General features: G+C 68.6%; 19 protein-coding genes and 6 pseudogenes. 10 read left to right on the forward strand and 15 right to left on the reverse strand.

Translation table 11 applies throughout. The features are described from left to right. Positions 1–143 precede the first annotated feature (143 nt). A complete protein-coding gene (locus tag ABZ396_RS08040) occupies positions 144–1,097 on the forward strand; it encodes a helix-turn-helix domain-containing protein (RefSeq protein WP_358920682.1) in 954 nt (317 codons plus the stop codon). A gap of 99 nt (positions 1,098–1,196) precedes the next feature. Here ABZ396_RS08040 and ABZ396_RS08045 read toward each other — a convergent pair whose 3' ends face one another. The 9 genes and pseudogenes from ABZ396_RS08045 to ABZ396_RS08085 all read right to left on the reverse strand — a co-directional run. Beyond that, complete coding sequence (locus ABZ396_RS08045; RefSeq protein WP_358920680.1) at positions 1,197–1,691, reverse strand: sigma-70 family RNA polymerase sigma factor; 495 nt, start codon at positions 1,689–1,691, stop codon at positions 1,197–1,199. A gap of 469 nt (positions 1,692–2,160) precedes the next feature. Continuing rightward, on the reverse strand, positions 2,161–2,475 hold the full coding sequence (locus tag ABZ396_RS08050; RefSeq protein ID WP_358920760.1) for an alpha/beta fold hydrolase: 315 nt from the start codon (positions 2,473–2,475) through the stop codon (positions 2,161–2,163). Next, positions 2,406–3,395, reverse strand: a complete 990-nt coding sequence (locus ABZ396_RS08055; RefSeq protein ID WP_358920679.1) for an alpha/beta hydrolase — start codon at positions 3,393–3,395, stop codon at positions 2,406–2,408. Before ABZ396_RS08055 ends, ABZ396_RS08050 begins: the two co-directional genes overlap by 70 nt. A 71-nt stretch (positions 3,396–3,466) precedes the next feature. Next, the gene (locus ABZ396_RS08060; RefSeq protein WP_358920677.1) at positions 3,467–4,294 is read right to left on the reverse strand and encodes an SDR family oxidoreductase; all 828 of its coding nucleotides are present in this window, start codon (positions 4,292–4,294) and stop codon (positions 3,467–3,469) included. After that, the gene (locus ABZ396_RS08065; RefSeq protein WP_358920675.1) at positions 4,291–5,100 is read right to left on the reverse strand and encodes an alpha/beta fold hydrolase; all 810 of its coding nucleotides are present in this window, start codon (positions 5,098–5,100) and stop codon (positions 4,291–4,293) included. The genes ABZ396_RS08060 and ABZ396_RS08065 overlap by 4 nt, the downstream gene beginning before the upstream one ends. A 92-nt stretch (positions 5,101–5,192) precedes the next feature. After that, positions 5,193–5,318 carry a hypothetical protein gene (locus ABZ396_RS08070; protein ID WP_358920762.1) on the reverse strand — a complete coding sequence of 42 codons (126 nt, stop codon included), beginning with the start codon at positions 5,316–5,318 and terminating at the stop codon, positions 5,193–5,195. A gap of 159 nt (positions 5,319–5,477) precedes the next feature. After that, a pseudogene (locus ABZ396_RS08075) lies at positions 5,478–5,618 on the reverse strand (GNAT family N-acetyltransferase); the annotation flags it as partial. Between the two features lie 71 nt (positions 5,619–5,689). Beyond that, positions 5,690–6,496, reverse strand: coding sequence for a G1 family glutamic endopeptidase (locus tag ABZ396_RS08080; protein WP_358920673.1), 807 nt, complete (start codon positions 6,494–6,496; stop codon positions 5,690–5,692). 1,184 nt (positions 6,497–7,680) lie between these two features. Further along, positions 7,681–7,968 (reverse strand): annotated as a pseudogene (locus tag ABZ396_RS08085) (IS5/IS1182 family transposase); the annotation flags it as partial. A 475-nt stretch (positions 7,969–8,443) separates the two neighbouring features. Here ABZ396_RS08085 and ABZ396_RS08090 point away from each other — a divergent pair. Continuing rightward, entirely contained in the window at positions 8,444–9,793 is a 1,350-nt protein-coding gene (locus ABZ396_RS08090) for a hypothetical protein (RefSeq protein ID WP_358920671.1), read from the forward strand. 233 nt (positions 9,794–10,026) lie between these two features. Here the strand turns inward: ABZ396_RS08090 and ABZ396_RS08095 are convergent. Together ABZ396_RS08095 and ABZ396_RS08100 are read right to left on the reverse strand one after the other, a co-directional pair. Further along, positions 10,027–10,209: pseudogene (locus ABZ396_RS08095) on the reverse strand (IS21 family transposase); the annotation flags it as partial. Between the two features lie 73 nt (positions 10,210–10,282). Then, positions 10,283–10,852: a DinB family protein gene (locus ABZ396_RS08100; RefSeq protein ID WP_358920669.1), complete on the reverse strand. Its 570-nt coding sequence runs from the start codon at positions 10,850–10,852 to the stop codon at positions 10,283–10,285. 177 nt (positions 10,853–11,029) lie between these two features. On the opposite strand from ABZ396_RS08100, the pseudogene ABZ396_RS08105 reads away from it, so the two are divergent. The 4 genes and pseudogenes from ABZ396_RS08105 to ABZ396_RS08120 all read left to right on the forward strand — a co-directional run. Further along, positions 11,030–11,581, forward strand: a pseudogene (locus ABZ396_RS08105) (tyrosine-type recombinase/integrase); the annotation flags it as partial. A gap of 270 nt (positions 11,582–11,851) precedes the next feature. Continuing rightward, entirely contained in the window at positions 11,852–13,126 is a 1,275-nt protein-coding gene (locus tag ABZ396_RS08110; RefSeq protein ID WP_358920667.1) for a hypothetical protein, read from the forward strand. A 610-nt stretch (positions 13,127–13,736) separates the two neighbouring features. Continuing rightward, positions 13,737–15,098, forward strand: a complete 1,362-nt coding sequence (locus ABZ396_RS08115; RefSeq protein WP_358920666.1) for a hypothetical protein — start codon at positions 13,737–13,739, stop codon at positions 15,096–15,098. Between the two features lie 34 nt (positions 15,099–15,132). Further along, a pseudogene (locus tag ABZ396_RS08120) lies at positions 15,133–16,121 on the forward strand (site-specific integrase); the annotation flags it as partial. A 203-nt stretch (positions 16,122–16,324) separates the two neighbouring features. On the opposite strand, the gene ABZ396_RS08125 reads toward ABZ396_RS08120, so the two are convergent. From ABZ396_RS08125 to ABZ396_RS08135, 3 genes are all read right to left on the reverse strand, one after another. Further along, positions 16,325–16,570 carry a hypothetical protein gene (locus ABZ396_RS08125; protein ID WP_359184119.1) on the reverse strand — a complete coding sequence of 82 codons (246 nt, stop codon included), beginning with the start codon at positions 16,568–16,570 and terminating at the stop codon, positions 16,325–16,327. A gap of 90 nt (positions 16,571–16,660) precedes the next feature. Then, on the reverse strand, positions 16,661–16,951 hold the full coding sequence (locus tag ABZ396_RS08130; protein WP_358920664.1) for a hypothetical protein: 291 nt from the start codon (positions 16,949–16,951) through the stop codon (positions 16,661–16,663). 397 nt (positions 16,952–17,348) lie between these two features. Beyond that, positions 17,349–17,636: a DUF4097 family beta strand repeat-containing protein gene (locus tag ABZ396_RS08135; protein ID WP_358920663.1), complete on the reverse strand. Its 288-nt coding sequence runs from the start codon at positions 17,634–17,636 to the stop codon at positions 17,349–17,351. Here ABZ396_RS08135 and ABZ396_RS08140 point away from each other — a divergent pair. From ABZ396_RS08140 to ABZ396_RS08150, 3 genes and pseudogenes are all read left to right on the forward strand, one after another. Continuing rightward, positions 17,620–18,048, forward strand: a pseudogene (locus tag ABZ396_RS08140) (transposase); the annotation flags it as partial. The gene ABZ396_RS08135 and the pseudogene ABZ396_RS08140 overlap by 17 nt on opposite strands. Before the next feature lie 614 nt (positions 18,049–18,662). Continuing rightward, positions 18,663–18,956, forward strand: coding sequence for a hypothetical protein (locus ABZ396_RS08145; protein WP_358920661.1), 294 nt, complete (start codon positions 18,663–18,665; stop codon positions 18,954–18,956). A 13-nt stretch (positions 18,957–18,969) separates the two neighbouring features. Continuing rightward, positions 18,970–19,158, forward strand: coding sequence for a hypothetical protein (locus tag ABZ396_RS08150; RefSeq protein ID WP_358920659.1), 189 nt, complete (start codon positions 18,970–18,972; stop codon positions 19,156–19,158). 9 nt (positions 19,159–19,167) lie between these two features. Here the strand turns inward: ABZ396_RS08150 and ABZ396_RS08155 are convergent, their stop codons facing one another. Continuing rightward, positions 19,168–19,983 carry an IS5 family transposase gene (locus ABZ396_RS08155; protein WP_358920657.1) on the reverse strand — a complete coding sequence of 272 codons (816 nt, stop codon included), beginning with the start codon at positions 19,981–19,983 and terminating at the stop codon, positions 19,168–19,170. A 177-nt stretch (positions 19,984–20,160) separates the two neighbouring features. Here ABZ396_RS08155 and ABZ396_RS08160 point away from each other — a divergent pair. Next, positions 20,161–21,398, forward strand: a protein-coding gene (locus ABZ396_RS08160; RefSeq protein WP_358920655.1) for an IS3 family transposase whose coding sequence is annotated in 2 segments (ribosomal slippage) — positions 20,161–20,484 and positions 20,487–21,398 — 1,236 coding nt in all. Because the reading frame shifts where the segments join, the coding sequence is not laid out codon by codon here. The last annotated feature ends 117 nt before the right edge of the window (positions 21,399–21,515 follow it).

The raw sequence follows: 21,515 nt of genomic DNA on the forward strand, positions 1-21,515 counted from the left end.
CGCCCCGGGCGACCGGCCCGGAATCTCAGCATCCGCACTTCAGGAAAATCGATACTTCATGCCAGGGTGTCGGGGTCTCCGGACGTCCTGGTGTTGGGCGTCGCTTGTCGATGCCTGCGCCGTGAAGCCCTGGGGAGGTGGGCATGAGCGTGGTGTTCTCGGTACAGTCGGAGCCCGGCAGTGAGCGCCTGGAGCACTGGCAGGAAGAGGTCTTCCGCACCTTCGTCCCGCTGCGGATCACCCTCCCCGAGGACGAGCCCTTCAGCGGGACGATCAGCACCGACCGGATCGGTCCGATCCAGGCGACCACCGTCGACTGCGATCGTGGCCGGGTCGACCGCACGCCGCGGCTGATCGCCCGGGACAGCGCCGACTACGTGTACGTCGGCCTGCAACGCAGCGGCCACGCCCACGTGGACCAGGACGCCCGGAGCGCCGAACTACGCCGGGACGACGTCGCGTTGTACGACACGACCCGGCCCTACACCTTGCGCTTCCCGCAGCGATTCCGGATGCAGGTGCTGCTGGTGCCCCGTCCACTGCTTCCGCAGTCCGAGGGAGACCTCCAGCGTGTCACGGCGACAGCGCTGCACTACGACGACGGGCTGGGCCAGGTGGTCCTGCCCTTCCTGCAAGGCCTGGCCGACCACACCCCCGATATCACCCCCACGGCAGGCGAACGGCTGGCGGCCAATGCCGTGGACCTCATCGGAACGCTCCTCGCCGAGCGACTCGGCCGCGATACCCGGGACACCCCCGGCGGCAGCCTCGCCCTCCTGCTCCGTATCAAGGCATTCATCGACCGTCACCTCGCGGACCCCGATCTGTCCCTCGCCTCCATCGCCCGCGAACACCGCATCTCGGTCCGCTACCTCCACAAGCTCTTCGAGAACGAGTCCACCACCGCCGCCCGCTGGATCCAGCACCGCCGCCTGGACGCATGCCGTAGCGAACTGTCCCGCCGCTCCCCGGTCACCCCCACCGTCGCCGCGGTGGCACGCCGCTGGGGCTTCACGAACGCCGCCCATTTCAGCCGGGCGTTTCGGGCGGCTTACGGCACCTCGCCGAGCGAGTGGAGAGCCGGCTCGGAGGGGTGACGGGATGGTCGTACTGCCCCCGTGACGGTGGACACGCGTTCGCATGTCATACGGCCAGGGTGAGCTTCGGGAAGCGTGCCCCGGAGCTGGACAGCCGGCTCAGGCGGCTGCCGCCCCGGTCGCCGTCTCGGTCCTCATGTGTGCACGGACCAGGTTGCGGAGCCGGCGCAACGCGTAGTACTGCCGGGATCTGACGGTACCGGCGGGGATGCCCGGGAGCTGGGCGGTCTCCTGCACGGTCCTGTCGTGCAGGCAGATGTGCACGAGGACCTCTTGATGCTCCTGTGACAGGGGCCGTAGCAGGGCCCCGGTATCGACCGAGACCGCCACGGGGTCGGCGTGGTCGCTCTGCAGCATGCCCCGGTGTTCCGCGCCCGGGGACTCACGGCGGAAGTAGGCGCTGCGTACCGGGTCGATGGCCAGGTTGCGGGCCACGGTGAGCAGCCAGCCGCGCATCGATCCCTCGTTGGCGCACAGCCGGCCGGAGTGGTGCCAGGCGCGTATCAAGGTCTCCTGCACGATGTCCGCTGCCATGTGATCGCCCAGCATGCGTTCGACGTAGGCGAGGAGTGGCTTGGTGTGGTCGGCCGCCAACGCTTGCAGGAGGTGTCCGCAACGTGCGGTCAGAGGCTCGCCCGGAGCAGTTGCGCGAGTCATGTCGATCCCGTTCGGGCCGGGTTCTGTCCGTCGACGCTGCCTGCACGGGCGGCGTACGGGACGCGGGCGAGGTAGGTACGGTGGGGATCGGTGCGCCGGGATCGTCGGTGAGTTGCGTGCCGGGGAACCTTGCTGTCAGCGCGGCGAACCGGTCGGTGAACGCGCGCTCGGGGCGTTCGGTGAGCCGCAGGCACGTCTCATCCGCTTTCGCGGATCGGCGGGACCACGCAGGTGGCGGGCCCCGCCGGGGCATCGCGGATGGGTGTGGCTCGAGATGAGTGGCGCTCGAGCGTTCTACCGGTGGGTCTTTGATCGACTCAGGCTGTCGTGGGCCGTAGCCGCCCCTGTTCGCCCTGGACAAGGGGCATCGCTCAACTGAAGCGACACGCATCGCGGATGATGCGGGTCAGGAAGTGGCGCGGGCGGCGGCTTCGATGACGGGCGCGGTGGCGTCGGGATGCGAGACGAGGATCGCGTGCGAGGCGCCGCGGACCACCTCGGTGTGGGAACCCGCACGGAGCGCCATGGCCCGCTCGGCAGCCGGTGGGATGGCGCGGTCGGCGCCTGCGAGCAGGAACCAGGAGGGAATGGTCTTCCACGCCGGCGTGCTGCTGGGTTCCGCGAACGCGGCCGGCGCCACCGGCCATGACGTCATCGTCGGCCGCCCAGGAAGTGCAGCAGCATGTCGGTCATCTCTTTCGGGTGCTCTTCGTAGATCCAGTGGCCGGAGTCGGGGACGACGGCCGGGGTGACGTGGGTGGCGTAGTGGCGCACCTGCTTCGCGACCGACGAACCGAGGCTGCCGGAGGCGCCGATCGCGAGCACCGGCATGGTCAGGGGCCTCTTGTGGAACCGTGCGTTGTCAGCGATGTCCTGCGGGAATGCCCGGAACCACGCGAAGCTCGCTTCCAGGTGTGCGTAGTCGTGCAGGTAGGAGGCGAAGACCGCGAGGTCGTCCGGGGTCAGGGCGTCCTTGTGCACCGCGATGCCCCGCATGAAGCCCGACGTCCAGGCCAGCTCGCGGCCCCGGATCAGGCTCTCCGGGAGGCCGGTCTGCAAGGAGAAGAAGCCGAAGTTCCACACCCCGGGGCCCTGGGCCGTCAGCGCCGGGAACTTGTAGATGCCCGGGTCCGGGATCGGAGCCTCGCTGAGCACGAGCTTCCTGACGCTGTGCGGGTACTGCGCGGCGTAGGAGTAGGCGACCATCGTGCCGATGTCGTGGCCGACGACATTCACGTCGTGGTCCTTGCCGAGCGACACCAGGAGCGCGTGCAGCTCGGCGGCCATGGTCTTCTTGTCGTAGCCGGACGCCGGGGCGTCGCTGTGGCCCGCGCCGGGCAGGTCCGGGGCGATGACGGTGTAGTGCTCGGCGAGCGCGGGCATGATGCCGTGCCACTCGTACCAGGTCTGGGGGTAGCCGTGGATCAGGACGAGGGTCGGGCCGTGGCCGCCGATCACGTAGTCGATGCCGATCCCGGCGACCCGGGTCTTGTGTTCGCTGAAGCCGGCGGGCATCCGCTCGCCGGGCGGCGACGCGGGCTTGGCGGAGGCCGCGGCCGTGACGGTGATCGAGCCGAGGCCGACGGCCAGGGCGAAGACCGCGGCCACCAGGCGGCGGGATCTGGGCAGGCGGAATCTCACTGATCTCTCCAAGGGACGCGAGGGGAAGCGGGGCGCGGCGGGCCGGGCGGCCACCGCGTCGTGACGACCGGTCAGAGGGACTCGACGAGGCCGCCGTCGATGACGAAGTCGGCGCCGGTGATGTTCGCCGCCCGAGGACCGGCGAGGTAGAGCACGAGATCGGCGACCTCGGACGGCCGGGTGAACCGGCCGGTCACCGACTGGGCCGCCGCGCCGCGCGCCACCTCCCGGGGATCGACGCCCCGGGACAGGCCGACCGTGGCGGCGACACCGTCGGCACCCTGCCACAGCGCCGTCTCCACCGGGCCGGGACCGATGGTGTTCACCCGCACGCCACGTGGCCCCACCTCCTTGGACAGGGCCTTGCAGAAGTTGGTGAGTGCTGCCTTCGCCGCGCCGTAGTCAATGACCAGCGGGTCCGGCAGCCGGGCGTTGACCGAGGAGACGGTGACGATACGTCCCGCGTCGGTGGCGAACAGGTGCGGCAGGGCGGCCCGGGTGGTGCGGACGGCGGCCATGAAGTTGACCGTGAACGTCCAGTCCCAGTCCTCGTCCGTCACGCCCAGGAAACCGTCCGGGCGCGGCCGCACCGCCCCGACGTTGTTCACCAGGACGTCGACACCGCCGTGGACCGCGACGGCCTCGGCGACCAGCGCCGCCGGACCGTCGGGCGTCGCGAGGTCGACCTCCACGACGGTGAGCTCAGCACCCTCCTTCACACGCCTGTCGAGGGCTTCGGTGCGTTCCCTCGATCCCGCGACGACGCGGGAGCCGGCCGCGAGGAAGGCCTCGACGATGGCCAGCCCGATGCCCCGCCCGGCGCCGGTGACCACGACGGTCCGTCCGGCCAGGCCCGCGTCGGCACCGGACGTTCCGGCGGTCCGGGGACGGGAGTTCATCGCCCGACTTCCAGGCTCTGCTGCCGCAGCCAGGTGAGAACGGTGTCCGCGACCTCGCGCCAGCCGCCGTCGATCGTCAGGGAGTGCCCCCGGTCGGGGAAGTTGATGATGTCGGTGACGGCCTCGGAGTGCCGGTACTGCTTGAGGGTGGCCCGGGTGACGACCTCGGGCACCGTGTGATCCTTGCCGCCGGAGATGAGCAGCAGCGGGCCGCGTCCGCTGTTGTTCGTGTCGACCTTCGCCGGCGAGTGGGGGTTGAAGTTGGCGGAGGCGGCCTCGTACAGCGGCTTGCCCGGCGCGGGAATGGTCCAGCGCTCGTACAGGGCTGCCGATTCTTCCTCCGCGAGGGCGTTGCCGAACGCGAACCGGAACTGCTCTGCAGTCAGGGAGACCGACCGGTGCTTGTTGGCCGGGTTCTTGAAGACCGGGAGCGTCGCCTTCAGTGCGGACAGCGGCAGGGGCAGAACGCCCTTGATCTGTGCGGCGTCGATCGCGACCGCCGCGGCGGCGCGGTCCTGGCCGAGCAGCTTCTGCGCGATCATCCCGCCGAAGGAGTGACCGATCACGATGGGCCGCACGGGCAGGGCCGCGATCAGGGCCGCGTAGTGCTCGACGACGTCGTCGATGCCGTGGCCGGCTATGCTCTCGGGGTTCTGGCGCGCCTCCTCGACGGTGTCGGGGTCGCCGGGCCACCCGGGCGCGGACGGGTCGTAACCCTCGTCGCGGAACAGATCGGTCCACGGCTGCCAGGAGGTGCGGTGCAGCCAGAGTCCGTGGACGAAGACCACGGGAAGCGGGACGGTCATGGGGGGCCTCTCTTGTCTGGGTTTCCGAGCCGGCACGTGCACACGAAACCTGGAACCCCGGTGCTCTCGCACCGGGGAGACACCCCAGTGGTTCAGGGACGGACGCCGAACGGCCCGAGGACACCCGCGTCGATCCGCAGGGACTCCAGCAGCGTCCACGCGTTGTCCCGCGTGAAGACGTCGGCGGCGGCGAGGACGCCGGTGTACTTGGTGGTCACGGGGCAGCGGCGGCGTCCACGACCGCGTCTAGGAAGGTCTTGAAGATCGCCCAGGAGTTTCCCTGCGCGCCGTACTTGTCGAAGAAGGGCCTCGGGTCGACGGAGTCGATCGCGGACCGGGTGCTGGCATCCGACCGCTCCGTGCCGTCGCACCAGCCGGTGCCGGAAGCCCTTCGGCAGTGTGCCCAGTACCTCGAAGCCGAGCGACCGGTGCAGCTTCACCGCACGGACGTTCGTTTCCACGGCCGCCGTGAACCGCATCGCCCGGTAACCTGCCGTACGCGCCCACTCCCTCGTGTACGCGTCGGAGTCCATGGCGCCGACCGCGTTCGGTAGATGAGCATCCTCAGGTGAGAGCGGGCTGGGCAAGGTCAGTACCGAGGTGGGTACGGGTTGCCCGGCTGGGGGTACGGGTTGGCCGGCTGGGGGTACGGGTTGGCCGGCTGGGGGTAGGGGTTGGCTGGCTGGGGGTAGGGGTTGGCTGGCTGGGGGTAGGGGTTGGCTGGCTGGGGGTAGGGGTTGGCTGGCTGGGGGTAGGGGTTGGCCGGCTGGGGGTACGGGTTGCCCGGCTGGGGGTACGGGTTGCCCGGCAGTATGGTGAACGAGCCGTTGTGCAGCGACCCCGGCGTATAGCCGCCACTGGTCAGCGCCTGCGGCGCCATGGCATCCATTGACCCTCCGTCCACGGCGACTTGGGTGAAACGCACGCTATCGAGGTCCGGATAGGCCTCGTTGGGCGACTCGATGACCGCCTCCGCGCTGACATTTTTTGCTTGAAACGTCTTTTTGACGTGCTCGGTCCAGCCCTTGGTGTTGTCGGTCAGGGCCAGCGAGTAGCCCCCCGCGCCATCGGAGGTGACCGACGCGGTCATGCTGTCCCCCTCGGAGACCGGATCCTGCCAGTACGTCGGTGCGGCCGGATAAATCTCGTACCAAGCGGTCCTCACCGGGGAACCGCTGGAGCAGTCGGTCTGCACCCCAGTCTGCTCCACCGTGCGTGAGCCCCAGCCGTCCAGCCCGACCCAAGGGGCGAACATGTCGTTGTTGGAACGGCAGACGACATGCGGCTCGGTCCACGAGCCGGTGATTCTGGTGAAACTGCCCTGGGTCACGTAGCCGCCCCAGTTCGAGTCGCCTGACTGGTGCTGGGCCGTGGGGTCGAACCGCACAGTCGGCATCGCGGTGGCTGCGGAGGCCGCCGGGGAAAGAGCTGTCGCGGCGAGAACCAGCCCTGCTGCCGCGAATGCGGCCGGGGTGCGCCGTGTAGTGCCTGCGCTGCCTATTCGCATAACGATGACCGGTCTCCTTGCGAGTGTGGAACTGAAGTCGGGTGAGAGAGGACCGTCCGTGCGGACGGTCTGCGGGGACTGGTGGTGGCAGTGCCGTCCCGGAAGACGTCGTGCTGCCGACCTATGTGACACGAACACGCCGCAGGGGCGGCGAGTTGCCGACGAGCCACTTGGCTCGTCGCGCGGCCGTAGCCGTTCGTCCACAGGACCGGTGACGCTGTCGGCATTCGACGGGCGGTGTCGTGCGGCGTCGTGGGCTCCGGCCCGGCGACGACTTGCTCGGATATTTCATCCCATTGGTAGCGATGGCAAGTGTTTTGTGATGGTCGTCACCACGTTGCTTCGTCACGTTGGTGCCGAAGAGTCAGGAGGCGTTTTAAGAGACTTAGCACCGTTTCAATACGTTGTGACCGCCCGCAAGAATCGTCATTTCGGACACCAAGGGGCTGCCGAGTCCGGACTCCTGATGCCCAGGGCGCCGCTTGCGGCCTTGCCGGCGATACCTGCAGGTCGACCGCACCTCCATGTGCACCAACTGCAGTAAATGGGATGGAAGCTCCGAAAATGCCCTCCAGAAGGGCAATATGAGGATTGATGCCTGATTTGTCGCCTTGTTGAGGGTGAGCGGGCAGGTCGCGGCGACGCTGGGCGGCTTACGGCCGCGGATGGGTGAACAAGCCCTGTTCCGTCTCGGCCAGGATCCCGCGTTCGGCGAGTCTCTTGAGTTTCAGGCGGGTGTTGTTGACGTTGTTGGGCGCGATCTCCAGGTCCACCGCCTCGCGCACCTGCCGGGCGCGCAGCGGGGGCGTCGGTCGCGGCGAACGCCGCCATGATCTGCTGGTAGGCCGGATGGTCCGGCAGCTTCGGGGGCGGCGGCGCGGGCGGGGCCGGCTCGGGCAGCTCCAGCAGCGTCTTGCGGGTGATCCGGATCTCCTCGGCGGCCCGGTGAGACTCCTCCAGCTCCGCGGAAAGCTCCGCGATCCGCTACTTGGCCGCCTCGGCCTGCGCGGCGATCTCCCGTTCCCGCTCCTCCAGCCGTGCCGGCACCGCGCCGAGGGTGATCTGATCGCCGGTCATGCGGTGCTCCAGGACGGCGCGGTCGCGCCGGACAGCCGGCACGGTGTCACCGCGGCCATCGCCCAGTACACCCGCGACTCGGAGGTGCGGGGCAGGTGCTCGTAGTCGCGCACCAGCCTGCGGTGCAGCATCAAGATCCCGCAGGCGCGCTCCAAGATCCACCGCTTGGGGATCGGAACGAACCCGGTCTGCGCCGGATTGCGCTCCACGACCTCCACCTCGATGCCCACCGTCGTCCCGTGCGCGACGACGACGTTCTTGAAGCCCTGGTCGACCAGGGCTTGTCGACGGTGTCGGTGTCGGCGGCGACCTTGTCCGGCCGGGGTCTGGTAGCCGTCAGCAGGATCAACCCACCCTTGTGGGAAGGGTCCCGGACCGCGCACGGATCACTTGCGACGCCTGCTCGCACGCTTCTTCAGTTCGGCCTGGCAGAGCTGATGACCCGCATGGGCCACAGCAGCTCGCGCGCCGCGCTGATCTATCAGCACATGACCAGCGACCGTTCCCCACCACTCCCCGGGGTTCCCCGCACGACCTGGCACGATTCTGGCGCGACCGCTTCTTCGCCCCGAAGCAACTTGAGCGGGCGCTCCACCCGAAGCCTGCGTGCTTCTCACCTACGAGGTATACCGCTTCAACCGCCGTCAGATCACGCGCCCTTTGCCTCCCCTACAACCTTCCGTCTCGGCAGGTCGTCTGATTAGCGCCCGGTGCTGGTCACTGTGCCGGGGTCTCTTCTGTCCCATCTGGGGGATGTCAATGAGTTCTGTCTCCGTCGGGCGTGTGCTGCGTCGCGGGGCCTGTGCCGGAGCCGTGGGGGCGTTGGTCGTCGCCGGTCTCGGGAGTGGGGTCGCCTTCGCCGACGACCAGCCGCAGACCGATAACTTGTCGATCCAGGCGCCGTACGAGCAGACGGTCACCGTCGCTCCGGACGGCGGTGCGGCGCAGTACCGGTCGCTGACGCTCGGTCTGTACCACGACAACGACAACTTCACCGTGACCGACGGGCGGCTGACCGTCGACGTCTCCGGGCTCTCCGGGGTCGCAGAGGTGGCCTGGCCCGACAACTGCACGCCGAACGACGCCGGCACCGCCGCCATCTGCGACACCGGGGACGTTCCGACCCGCTGGAGCGCGCAGGTGCAGCTGAAGGTGCGGGCCGTGGCTGGCGCCGCCGTGGGAGCGCAGGGTGCGATCGAGTACTCCGCGGAGGCCACCGGCGGACCCGACGGCACGCTCGTTGCCCCGGAGGGTTCCGCGGAGACCTTCGTCACCGTCGGCTCCGGCCCGGACCTCGGCATCAGTGCCCCGCAGGACGTCACCGACGTCGCGCCCGGCACCAGCCTCACCGTGCCGTTCTCCGTCGCCAACACCGGCAACGAGACCGCCCACGGCTTCAGCGTGAAGATGTGGGCAACGTACGGCCTCGACGTCGTCACCCGCTACCCGCAGTGCACCTACACCGGGCCGGACGACGGCGGCGAGTACACGCCCATGACGTACGTGACCTGCTCCTTTGACACCGATGTCGCGCCTGGCGAGAGCGTGGAGCTGCCGGAGCCGCTGCGGCTCGCCGTCACCGACCACGCGCTGTACGAGCGGTTCGACTACGAGGTCCAGCCCGGCGGCGACGCCACCGACCTCAACGGCTCGGACAACGGCCGCTCCTGGCACATCAACGCCGACAACACCGCCGACTTCGCCGTGCACGGCACCGAGGTGAGCGGCGCGGCGGGTGACTCCGTGACCGCCGCGTTCCGCTTCGTCAATCGAGGCCCGGCCTGGGTCGGCAACGTCAGCTCGGGCGACCCGGTCGCCGTGATCGACTTCTACCTCCCGGAGGGCACGACCGCCACCTCCGTGCCCGACACCTGCCACACCGCCTGGACATCCGGCGACGACCCGACGATCGGCCACTACGCCTGCACCCTGCCGCTGTGGGCCAAGCCGGACCTGAAGGTCAGCTTCCCGTTCCAGCTCCACATCGACCGGGTCGTCCCCGACGCGACGGGCCAGGTCGTCGTCCACCCCCACTCCGACACGTCCGCCACCTTCGACCCGAACAGCAAGAACAACTCGGCCAAGGTGGTCGTCAACCCGTCCGTCTGACAGCGGTGAGGGGGGCGAGCCCGCGGCTCGCCCCCCTTCCGTTTCCGCGCCCTACGGCGCGTTGATCAGGTCGTAAGGCGGAACTGTCACCGTACGGCCTGCGGGCCTACCGCCCAGGACCACCTTGCGCAGGGAGACGTTGTCTTGAGGTTCGTCTCCTGGAGGCGGTTGGCCGGGTTGCCTTGACCTCGATCGCGGCGCATCGGCTTGAACCCACGACCTCTTCGTGGCTGATATGCCGTCCGCGAGATGGGGTCCGCCGGCACATAGACCGGCCGCAGTTCCCGCACCCGCCGCTTCAGCACCGACAACGATCGTTCCCACCCGATCCGCTCGGCGATCACCGTGGCGGGGATCCGCGGGTACTGCGCCAGCAGTTCGCGGATCGCCGGCTCCACGGCGTCCACGATCGAGCCCAAGGCGTTTGCGGGGTCACAGGGCATAGCGCCCCCGGCCGTGTGGGGGCGATACGCCCTGCCGCGCCGCTTGCTAACCCATGGTCTTGGCGCCGTCCAGGGACTCGCGGATGATGTCGGCGTGGCCGGCGTGCTGGGCGGTCTCGGCGATGATGTGCATCAGCACCCGGCGGGCCGACCATCGCGCGCCCGGCTCGGACCACGGGGCCTTCGGCAGCGGTTGTGTGGCGTCCAGGTCGGGCAGGGTGACGACCAGTTCGTCGGTCCGACGGGCTACCTCGGCGTAGTCGGCGAGCACGCGGGCCAGCGTCTCGCCGGGCAGCATCCGGAAATCGTCGGCCCGCCGGGCCCAGTCGGCCTCGGTCATGGTGGTGAAGTCGGGCATCGCCGACGGGCCGTCCAAGATGAACTGCACCCAGGTTCGCTCGACCGCAGCGACATGCTTGATCAGGCCGCCCAGGCACAGTTGGCTGGCGGTGGTCCGGCGCCCGGCCTGCTCGTCGGTGAGGTCGCGAGTGGTGAAACGCAGGAAGTGCCGATGCTTGGCCAGCGCCTCCAACAAGTCGGCGCGCTCGCCGGTGGCGGTCGGCTCATGGGCCGGATCGTGGGTGGCCAGTTCGTTGACGGTCACGGTCTCGCTCATGGTCGCTGCCTTCCGTGGTTTGTGTTCCGCCGGGCAAGGAGGACCCTAGGGGCCGTAGAGGTCAGATTTTGACCTAAATGAAGGAAGAGGCGAGATTTCCATGACCCACTCCCCGCTCACTCTTCGACGCCTCGCAAGAACGCATCAGGCTCGGTCTCCTGAGAAAGAGACCGGGCCACCGCCGCAACCGCCAAGGAATCGCACCGAGTTCTGCGCTCGGCTCTGTCTTCCGCATGCCGTGAAGAACTCATCACCCGCAGCGTTGCCAAGCTCGTCGAGCCGCCCCGCACGGACACGCCCGAGCTGCACTCCTGGACCCTGGACGAGACGCTCGACTTCCTCGCTGCCTCGCGCAGAGACCCGCTCTACGCGGCCTTCGTGCTGGCCATCGCCATGGGTCTCCGCCGGGGAGAGATTGTCGGCCTTCGCTGGTCTGACGTCGATCTCGACAACCGCGTTCTCTACGTCCGCCACCAGGTCCAGCGCCGCCGTGGTGTCCTGTACGACGATGATCCCAAGAGCCGCCGTCGCCGTGCCGTCCCGCTGCCCGCCCTCTGCATCGCGCCCCTGCGCTGGCACCGCATGCGGCAGGCAGCAGCTCGGGCCAAGGCGGGGGAGAGGTGGCAGGACTCGGACTATGTCTTCGCCACCCGCACCGGCCGCCCGGTCGAGCCGCGCAACCTCTATCGCTCCTTCACGCGCGTCGCCGAGTCCGCAGGCCTCCGCGTCAGGTCGGCCCGCGTGGCGCGTCCTCCGGACGTTGTCGGCCCAGCCTGCACAGCTATGGGGCCGAGGGGGGTGCCCTGCGTTGCCTGGGCGCCGCGCCTGCGCGTGGCAGTAGGGCGCAAGGTTGCCACGGATCGCTGATCTGATTCGTGAGCCTGGGTGAACAACCGCGGCCACGAAACTCGGGACAGCTCATGTCGAGGTGACATTTCCCACGCCTCAAGGCGCCACCTGGTCAGGATGTGTTCAGGTTGGTCGCGCCAGCCTCGTTGCATGACAACGACAAGCGAGGTACCCACACGCAGCGGGCGACTCATGCTCAACAAGGTTCCCGAGGTCACCATCTGGTTCTGGGTGATCAAGATCCTTTGCACGACCGTCGGTGAGAGTTTCGCTGACTGGATCAACATGAAGCTGGGCGTCGGGCTGGTGAACACGGCCTGGATCTTCACCGCGGTGTTCGTGGTGGTTCTGGGCGTCCAGTTGCGGCTGAAGCGGTACGTCCCGTTCCCGTACTGGCTGACCGTGGTCGTTGTCAGTGTCACGGGCACGCTGTACACCGACATCCTCACCGACCAGCTCAACGTGCCGCTGTGGATCAGCTCCGCCGTGTTCTCGGTCCTGCTCGCCGTGGTCTTCGGTGTGTGGTGGCTGCGCGAGCGCACCCTCTCGATCCACTCGGTCACGACGCTGCCGCGTGAGTCGTTCTACTGGCTCGCCGTTCTCGTCACCTTCGCGCTCGGCACCGCGACCGGCGACTGGACCCTCGAGCTCACCGGGTGGAGCCCGGGAGTCTCGGTCCTGCTGCCGCTCGGCCTTATCGCGGCGATCACGCTGCTGTGGAAGTTCGGCGCGAACCCGGTGCTGTCCTTCTGGCTCGCCTACATCCTGACCCGCCCGCTGGGCGCCAACATCGGCGACTGGCTCGCCTCCCCGAAGGTCGCGCAGAGCCCGGGCGATCCGACTGGCCTCGCGCTGGGCACCTTCACCACCAGCCTGATCTTCCTCGGCCTGATCCTGGCGACTGTCATCTACCTGACGGTGACGCGCTCCGACGTGACCGAGACCTACGAGGCGGCGCACGCCCCGCAGATCGTCACCGACCCGCGCAGGGAGCGCATCGGACTGGCGGCCTTCGGCCTCCTCGCCGTTGCCACCGGGGGCCTGCTGGTCTGGGCGCACAGCCAGCCGCACGTCGGCCCGGCCCCGGAGACCGACGCCACCTCCACCGTTCAACTCGCCCCTGGCCAGGCCGTGAAGAAGTTCCCGCCCGCCAAGGTCGACGCGCTGAAGGCACTCGCATCGGCCTCGCTCAAGGACGCACGGTCGGGGAACGCGACCGGGGCCCACGCCGCCGCCCAGTCGCTGCGTGATCTCTGGGACGCCGACCAGGCCTCGTTGCAGCCGCTGGACAACACCGGCTGGACGTTCATCGACGCCCAGATGGACAGCGTCCTGAAGACCTTCGGCATCGACCACCCGAACCCGCCTATGTCGCCGGCCCGGCAGGAGGCTGAACTCAACACCCTCCTCACAGATATGCGCTGACGGATCTGATCGGCGCCGGGATCGCAGTCGCCGGCCTTGACGGGCCCGACGCTCAAGGCCGGTATCGCGCCGAAGTGCGCGATACCGGCCTCATCCGTCAGACCGTATTCACTCAGGCGCGGCGGCGGTGCGCGTTCAGGGCCAGTCCGACGCCGACCGCAATGCCCACTCCTGCCGACTCCGGCACTCCAACGGGCCGCCTCGTCGTCGGGGCGCGCGGCTGCTGCGTGGGCGGCGGCCGGAGTCGTCTTGAGACGCCAGGCCGCGGTGTCGCTGCTTCCCGCCCTGCCGGCAGATCACCCAGGCGTCGGCGGACGAGTGCCTCGGCCGCCGACGAGTCCCTGCGCGCGATCTGATGACACGGACTGCGCGCCGGCACACGGCGGCGCCGACCACGGGTGGTCTGAGCGGTGGCACCGGTGCGAAGACCCGTACCGCGAAGGTGGACGGCGGCAAGAAGCCCAACAGTTGGTTCATCGCCCATCGCGGCAGTGTTGTGGCGGTGGCCTTGGTGCTTGTCGGCAGGGCGGACTACGTTTGCGGGCAAGATCGTCACGGCTGTCCACGCCGTGAGGTGAAGCAACGAGTAACGAGCGGTCAGAGAGCGACCTTGACGATCAGCAACGATGAGTATGCCGGGCGTTCAGCGCACTGGATCCAGACAGCTCTCTCGGCTGCACTGAGCGCCGGCACCCGGCCCCGGCCGCACCTGGCCGTAGCGATGTCGGCGGTGGGCGTCGCCCTGTTCGCGCTGGTCGGAGCGAGCGCACCCAATCACAACACCCTACGGGCACCGATCCCGTGGTTCCGGCTGCCGGCCATGCCCGGGACCCTCTCCGAGGTGGTCACCTGGGGAGCCATCGTGCTGTCCTGCCTCGGCACACTCGGCATGTTCCACGCCCACAGTCGGGGCTGGAGACCGGACGTCCGCGTCGTGTTCCGGGTCGGCGTGATCGCCGTACTCGTCGTCGCGAACCTCACTCCGGTCGGTTCATCGGACACGGCCAGTTACGCCGCGTACGGCCGGATCGCCGCGCTCGGCGGTGACCCGTATGTGACGACACCCGCCCACCTCGGCGGTGCCTACGCCCGTCTGGTGAGCGAGTCGTGGCGGAACACGCCGTCCGTGTACGGGCCGGTGGCTACGTGGTGGCAGGCCGGCGCAGCGTTCGTCGGCGGGGAGCGGCCGTGGGTGACGGTATGGGCGCTGATGCTCGCGAACGCGGCCGCCTTCGTGGCCACCGGCAGCCTGTTGATACGCACCGCCGAAGACCCGGTCCGCGCCGGCCTGCTGTGGATCGCCAACCCGCTCCTGATCGGCGTGCTCGTCGCGGGCGGGCACCTGGACACCTTCATCGCCTGCCTGGCCGTCTGCGCGGTCCACCTCGCTCGCAGATCCACCAGGTGGCACCACGACGTCGCCGTCGGAGGGCTCGTCGGCCTGGCCTGCGGAGTCAAGATCAGCGCAGCGCTGCTCTGCGTGGGACTGGCCTGGCCGCTCCTGCGCTCGGGCAGGTGGCGCTCGGCTGTCCACCAGACAGGCACGGCCGCGCTGGTGCTCGCGGTCCTCTACGGTGTCCACGGCGCGCACGCTCTCGCCCCGCTCTCCGCCGCCTCACAGCTGGTGTCCAAGCCTTCGCTCTGGGCGGTGTTCGACCACGTCGGCACCACCTTGCTGGGCCCTCGGGCGGCCGCCGCGACCATGAGCGTCCTGTGGCCCGTCCTGATGCTCTCGCTGGCATGGGTACTTCGCCGCCGCGTCCCGCAGGACACCCCAGCCGTCGTCGCCGTCCCGTTCGCACTGGCCTTCGCCTGGGTCCTCACGGCTCCATGGTCGATGCCCTGGTACACGGGACTGGCCTGCGCCCTGGCGGCCCTGATCCGCCAGGACCGCTTCACCCCGTACCTCACCGTGACCACCGCCGTCCTCGCCCTGTCCCACAACAGCGGTGGTCACGGCTGGACATGGTGAGCATCGACAGTCAGTGGGGGTGCGCGGCCATCGCACGCGGCAGCGTGTCCGCTCCACCCTGCGGGCCGCGCTGAACGCCGCGATCGCGCAGCAGCTGATCACCTTCAACCCGGCCGCCCACGTCGAGTTGGAGGCCGGCAGGCGGCCGAAGGCCCTCGTGTGGACCGAGGAACGCATCCTCCACTGGAAGCGCACCGGCGAGAAGCCCTCTCCGGTGATGGTCTGGACGCCGGAGCACACCGGCCTCTTCCTCGACCACGTCGCGGAGGACCGCCTGTACGCGCTGTTCCACCTGATCGCGTTCCGCGGACTGCGACGGGGCGAGGCGTGCGGGCAGAAGTGGACCGACACCAATCTGGACGCCGGTCTCATCACGGTTGCCAAGCAACTCGTCGTGGATGGCTGGGAGGTGTACGAGGACGACCCCGAGACGGACGCCGGCGCGCGCACCATCGCGCTGGACTCCGACACGGTCCAGGCCCTCAAGCGGCACCGCGCCCAGCAGGACAAGGACCGCGAGGAGTGGGAGAGCGCCTGGGTAGAGACAGGACGGGTCTTCACGCGCGAGAACGGCGAACTGCTCCACCCCGCCAACGTCACACGGCGGTTCATTGAACTGTACGAGGAGACCGGCCTCCCACCGGTCCGGCTCCACGATCTGCGCCACGGCGCGGCGACTCTGGCCCACGCGGCCGGGGCCGACCTGAAGAACATCCAGGAGATGCTCGGCCACTCCTCGATCACCATCACGGCCGACACGTACACGAGCCTGCTCCCCGAGGCCGACCTCGCCATCGCCGAGGCCGCTGCCCGGCTCGTCCCGCGCGCCCGTGTCACCTCCGAGAACACCGCCCCCGAAGCGGAGCCCGAGCCCGACGAGGCCGATGAGGCGCAGGCGGAGTCCGTGCCGGATGGTGCTGGTCCGTCGGGAGAAATATCGGAGTCTGGCGACCCGTCCGCTCACGCACCGCTCACGCACCGCTCACGCAAACGGCCCCGGACGAGGCGTCCGAGGCCGAGTAGGACCCCTCCCTGGGAGAGAAACCCCAGGTCAGAGCGGTGGTGCGTTGTGCCCCCGGCAGGATTCGAACCTGCGACACCCGCTTTAGGAGTTCGATCATCGGGCCGTGCGGCCTGCTCCGTACTCATGACGTTGACAGTTGCCGGTGCTGCTGTGGCTGTTCCGGTCCGCTGCTGTCCGGCGACGTTGATGTCATCTGCTGATGTCACTTCGCGGAGCGCCGGCGCCTTGCCAGTCGCCGCAGCCTACGGCGGCGCTGTCCCGCTGCGCGCTGCTGAGCTTTCACGATGGCGACTGTCTGCGGATCACTGATTAGGTCGTAGTCGTGCATCAGGAGCGCGTCGTCGTCCTCGGCAAGCAGGCATCGCAAAGTGTCGATGTGGCGCTCAGGGCTGGTGAGTAGCCGCTTCGACTCCAGCCAAGCGGCCAGACCACCATCGTCTTCCAACACGGGACCACCGTAGTCAGCCGTATGCCGTTCGCCACTCGTCGAGCCGGAGTCTGACCGGTGAGCTCGTGACGCCTGTGCTCCGCCTTGGTCTCACCGGTAGTCCTCTGGATGGCTCTGCATCCATGTATTGATCTTGTCGCGCGTTCCGGTGAGCAGGTCCTGGTGCTTCTTGAGGTTCGCGAAGGAGCTGTCCTCGCCCAGTTCGGCTCGCAGTTCCGCGATCCATGCGAGGGGTTCCTTGAAGTGATCAGGACCCTGGGGGTCTGCCTTCATCGCCACGTTGAGGCTGCTGAGCTCATCGAGCACCCGCCCCAGGAAGTACTCGCAGTTCCCCGGGGTCGTGCACCCGTCGTTGTAGGTTGCCTGAAGCCGAGCGAACACATCGCGGACCTTCTCGGCTCTCGGTGCTGGCTCAGCCGTGCTCGGGGCGGGCGGCTCCTCAGTCGCGGGGGCCGATACCGCGTTGCGGACGCGGGCGGGCGACTCCCCATCGCTCGAAGTGCCGGGGTTGCCGGAGCAGGAGAGCAAGGATGACGCCAGGGTCACGACGAGCGTGGAGGTGCCGAGGGCGTGCCGTGCGCGCATGTTGATCACGCCGCGTACGACTCTTCAGCTGGTCGACTGGTTGTGCTGCTTGTCGGAGCTGCCCTGCGCGCATGTCTCAGGCGCGGTCGGGCACGGATGGGGCACGGGCACCTTCTGATCCGTAGCTCAACTTACCTTCACGGATGACTTGTCTTTTGAAGGGCGTGATCAGTGGCCGCTCTGAAGAAGGCCACTAGCCCGCCGACTCCACGGTCAAGTCACCATTCGTTGTCGACAGATCCAAGCGGTACTTGCCCGACGGGTCGTTCTTGAACGCTACATTCTTGTCGCCATGGGAGTCGTTCGCTGAGATCTGGTACTTGGCGGGCGGGGCCGTGATCGTGAGGCTGCCGCTGGTCGTGCGGGCCGTGATGTTCTGTGGGGTGGCCGTCCGGATCGTCACCTCGCCGTGAACCGTTCCGGGTTTGATCGAGACTCTAGGTCGGCACCATCGCCGCTCGCAGCAGAACCTGGCCGTCATCCGGGTCCGCTTCAGCCCCGCCGGCTGCCGCCCCTGCCCCCACCTGCGTGCCTGTGTCAACTCGCCCACGGCCCAGCGCCGCGAGCTCAACCTCCGTCAGGACCGCGACGAACACGAGACCGTCCGGACGGCCCGGGCCGAGCAGCAAACCGACGCCTGGAAAGAGCGATACAAGATCCGGGCAGGCGTCGAGGGCACCATCTCCCAGGCCGTCGGGCGCTGCGGCCTGCGCAGATCCCGCTACCGCGGCCTGGCGAAGACCAGTCTCCAGCACCAGCTCACCGGCGCCGCGATCAACCTGGCCCGCATCGACGCCCACCTCACCGGCACACCACGGGCCCGCACCCGCACCCGCACCAGCCACTTCGCAGCACTTCGCCCCGCCGACCAAACGATCGACGGGGCAAAGTGATCAAGGCCCCGGATTAACCAACAGCATCCATGATCGGTCCGGGGCCTTTTGCCTGGTGCCCCCGGCAGGATTCGAACCTGCGACACCCGCTTTAGGAGTTCGATCCGTCTTCGACTCAGCCATGGACCCGAGCCGATGCGGCGTACGTCCAAGGTCACGCGAGTGCCTCTATGTCCGTCCTCGTTGATGTCAGCGGTGGATGTCAGAGGACGACATGAAAACGCTGGACTCAGCCCGGCACTGCTGCACCCGTCATCAAGGCGAAGCAGGCTCCGCCAACGATGCCTTCGCAGACGCCAGCCACCATCTGACGGCCAGCAACTAGCAAGGAAGTCACCATAGCCATCATCCTCTCGCACACAGTCTGAGACGTTGCCTCACGGTTGGAGCGAGTGGCGCGACGGCATACAAGTGCCATGAGTGCACACAGTCCGGAACCCAGCAGTGCTGGGCTCAGTCCAGCGTCTCGTCAGTATGGCAGTAACACGCCGAAGCCTAAGAAGCCGTTGTCTTACTGATCACGGGTGTTGAGTTTCTGCTGGTGGGGAGTGAGTTCGGCTTCGGCGAGGCAGTGATGGGGCGTTGTGTCAGTCCTTGATCGGTGGAGGTTGCCGGTGCCGTCAGTGCTGGGTCTGCTCGAAGCGAAGGAAACGGCAGCTCGGGAGCGTGTGGACCGGGCGCGTGAGGAGGTCGCGCGGGTCAAAGCGGTCCTGGCCGAGGCCGAGCAGGTGGTCGAACGGCTGGTCATCGCCCGCGAAGCGGTGGTGGAGGTGCTGTCCGAACCGGCCGCGCGGGCTGGCGTCTTGGTGGGGGACGGTGCGGAACCGGACGTGTCAGTGGTCGGTGCGGTGCCGCGTTCGACGGTTCCGCACTGGCGTGAAGCTGACCAGCACGGTGCTCGCGCCTGACTACCGGCGGATCATGTCTGTCCTGGACGACGAGGCAGCGGCTGGGCGGGGCGGCATCCGTGCCAGGGCCTTGACGGCGGTGCTCGGTCTGGAGACAGTGCCGGCGAAGATCGAAGGGGTGCGGTCGAAGGCGAGGCGCCTGGCCGAGCGGGGGTGGATCGCTCAGCACCAGCCCGGGGTGTTCAGCACCGTGACGTTGTGACGGTGTGGTTCACGCCGCTGCGAGGACCGTTGTCGGCGTGGTTGCGCGGGTTCGAGCGCGGGCGAGGCGGCGGCTCATGAGCATGGTCATGGACCACAGGATCATGGTTTCGCTGGTGGCGGGCAGGGTTTCGTAGTCGCGGACCAGGCGGCGTGAGCGCATCAGCCAGGCCCAGCTCCGCTCCACGACCCACCGGCGGGGTAGGACCACGAAGCGGGGTTCGTCGCTGCGTTTGACGATCTCCACAGTGAGGCGGAGTGCGTCGCGGGCCCAGTCGGTAAGGATGCCGGTGTATCCGCCGTCGGCCCAGACCAGGCTGATCGTGCGGTGCGCGGCCCGCAGCCGTTCCAGCAGGGGCACGGCGGCTTCGCGGTCGCCGGTGTTCGCGGCGGTGACCGCGACGACCAGGAGCAGGCCGAGGCAGTCGGTGACCATGTGCCGCTTGCGGCCCGGGACCTTCTTCCCCCCGTCGTAGCCCCGCGTGGCGGCCGGCACCGTGGCTGCGGCCCGCACGGACTGGGAGTCGATGATCCCTGCGGTCGGCTCGGCCCGCCGGCCCTCGATCTCACGGACCCGGCCCCGCAGCCGGTCGTGGAATTCCACGGACAGGCCCTGGCGGTGCCAGCGCCGGAAGAAAGCGTAGACACGGTCCCAAGCCGGGAAGTCGGCAGGCATCGAGCGCCACTTGATGCCGTTGTCAACGAGGTAGCGGACCGCGTCGAGTATCTGCCGGTGGCAATAACCTTCCGGCTTGCCACCCCGGCCCTCCAGCCAGGCCGGCACCGGCAGCAGCGGCCGGACCTGCCTCCACTCCGCGTCGGTCATGTCAGATGGATAGTGCCGCACCCTGTCCGGCTGGTCCGCGGCGTTGCCGTACACGTGCGCGAGGCAATCACACGCCAGGTCAGCCGAGTTGGACTCCGGGACCCCGGGGCCTCCCCCTGAGGGGTGGACACGCTGATACTGGATCTGCTTGATCCGGAGGAAGCGAGAAGACCGCCGATGGCGATGAAGGACTATTCGGACGAGTTCAAGGCCGATGCCGTGGCCCTGTACGAGTCCACGCCCGGGGCGATCTACAAGAGCATCGCCGCTGACCTGGGCGTCAACCGGGCGACCCTGCGTGAGTGGGTGCTGCGGGACCGCGAACGCCGTGGGACCACCGCCGCGGCTGCGAAGCCGGGCGCCCGGCCTCGGGAGGCGGTGCCGTCCGCTGATCCGGACGAGCGGGTACGGCAGCTGGAGGCCCGGGTGGCCGAGCTTGAGGCAAGTGAGCGCAAGCTCGCCACCGAGCGGGACATCCTCCGCAAGGCGGCCAAGTATTTCGCCGGAGAGACGAACTGGTGAGGAGCCGCTTCCAGTTCGTTGACGACCACCGGGACACCTACGAGGTGAAGCGGCTCTGCGAGGTCCTGGACGTGAACCGGTCCAGCTACTACAAGTGGCTCGCCGGCGCCGAGGCCCGGGCCACCCGGCAGCGGGAGGACCGGATCCTGGCCGAGGAGATCCGCGGAGTTCACGGCGAGTCCGGCGGCGCTTACGGCTCCCCGCGAGTAACGGCCGAGCTCCGCGACAAAGGGCGACGGGTCAACGAAAAACGGGTCGCCCGGATCATGCGGACGTTCTCCATCACCGGCATCCGCCTGCGCAGACGCGTGCGCACCACCGTCCCGGACCCGGCAGCCTCACCGGTCCCGGACCTGTTCCTGCGGGACTTCACCGCCACCGATCCCGGACGCAAATACATGGGCGACATCACGTATCTTCCCCTGGAAAACGGGGAGTTCCTCTATCTCGCGACCGTGCTGGACTGCTTCAGCCGCAAGGCCGTCGGCTGGTCCATCGCCGACCACATGCGCACCAGCCTGGTCGCCGACGCACTGCGGATGGCAGCCGCGACCCGCGGCCGCCTGGACGGCGCCGTGTTCCACTCCGACCACGGAGCGCAATACGGCTCCCGGGCCTTCGCCGACCTCTGCGACCAACTCGAGGTCACCCGGTCGATGGGCGCGGTCGGCACCAGCGCGGACAATGCGGCCTGCGAAAGCTTCCACGCCTCCCTGAAACGCGAGACCCTCCAGGGCGCCCACGACTACGGCGACGCCGACACCTGCCGCAGGACCGTCTTCGCCTGGCTGACCCGCTACAACACGCGCCGCCGGCACTCCGCCAACGGCCAGCTCAGCCCCAACGAATACGAACACCGACACCACACCGCTAAGCTCACGCTTGCCGCGTGATCAATGACCGCGTGCCCACCTTCACGGGGGAAGGCCCCCCAACCGCGTACAACTGCGACAAGCAGGGCCTCCTGGCACTCGGTGAGAATCAACACCTTCCGAATCGCCACGAGGCCC

Origin of the sequence: Streptomyces sp. NPDC005866, assembly GCF_040629895.1 — a bacterium.
In the GTDB taxonomy this organism is placed as follows: Bacteria; Actinomycetota; Actinomycetes; order Streptomycetales; family Streptomycetaceae; genus Streptomyces.

What these genes read in the sequence shown, in the direction of transcription:
- ABZ396_RS08040 (WP_358920682.1), top strand. Translation starts at nt 144, where the DNA reads ATGAGCGTGGTGTTCTCGGTACAGTCGGAGCCCGGCAGTGAGCGCCTG.
- ABZ396_RS08060 (WP_358920677.1), bottom strand. Translation starts at nt 4,294, where the DNA reads ATGAACTCCCGTCCCCGGACCGCCGGAACGTCCGGTGCCGACGCGGGC.
- ABZ396_RS08065 (WP_358920675.1), bottom strand. Translation starts at nt 5,100, where the DNA reads ATGACCGTCCCGCTTCCCGTGGTCTTCGTCCACGGACTCTGGCTGCAC.
- ABZ396_RS08080 (WP_358920673.1), bottom strand. Translation starts at nt 6,496, where the DNA reads ATGCCGACTGTGCGGTTCGACCCCACGGCCCAGCACCAGTCAGGCGAC.
- ABZ396_RS08090 (WP_358920671.1), top strand. Translation starts at nt 8,444, where the DNA reads ATGAGTTCTGTCTCCGTCGGGCGTGTGCTGCGTCGCGGGGCCTGTGCC.
- ABZ396_RS08100 (WP_358920669.1), bottom strand. Translation starts at nt 10,852, where the DNA reads ATGAGCGAGACCGTGACCGTCAACGAACTGGCCACCCACGATCCGGCC.
- ABZ396_RS08110 (WP_358920667.1), top strand. Translation starts at nt 11,852, where the DNA reads ATGACAACGACAAGCGAGGTACCCACACGCAGCGGGCGACTCATGCTC.
- ABZ396_RS08135 (WP_358920663.1), bottom strand. Translation starts at nt 17,636, where the DNA reads ATGACGGCCAGGTTCTGCTGCGAGCGGCGATGGTGCCGACCTAGAGTC.
- ABZ396_RS08150 (WP_358920659.1), top strand. Translation starts at nt 18,970, where the DNA reads ATGTCTGTCCTGGACGACGAGGCAGCGGCTGGGCGGGGCGGCATCCGT.
- ABZ396_RS08155 (WP_358920657.1), bottom strand. Translation starts at nt 19,983, where the DNA reads ATGACCGACGCGGAGTGGAGGCAGGTCCGGCCGCTGCTGCCGGTGCCG.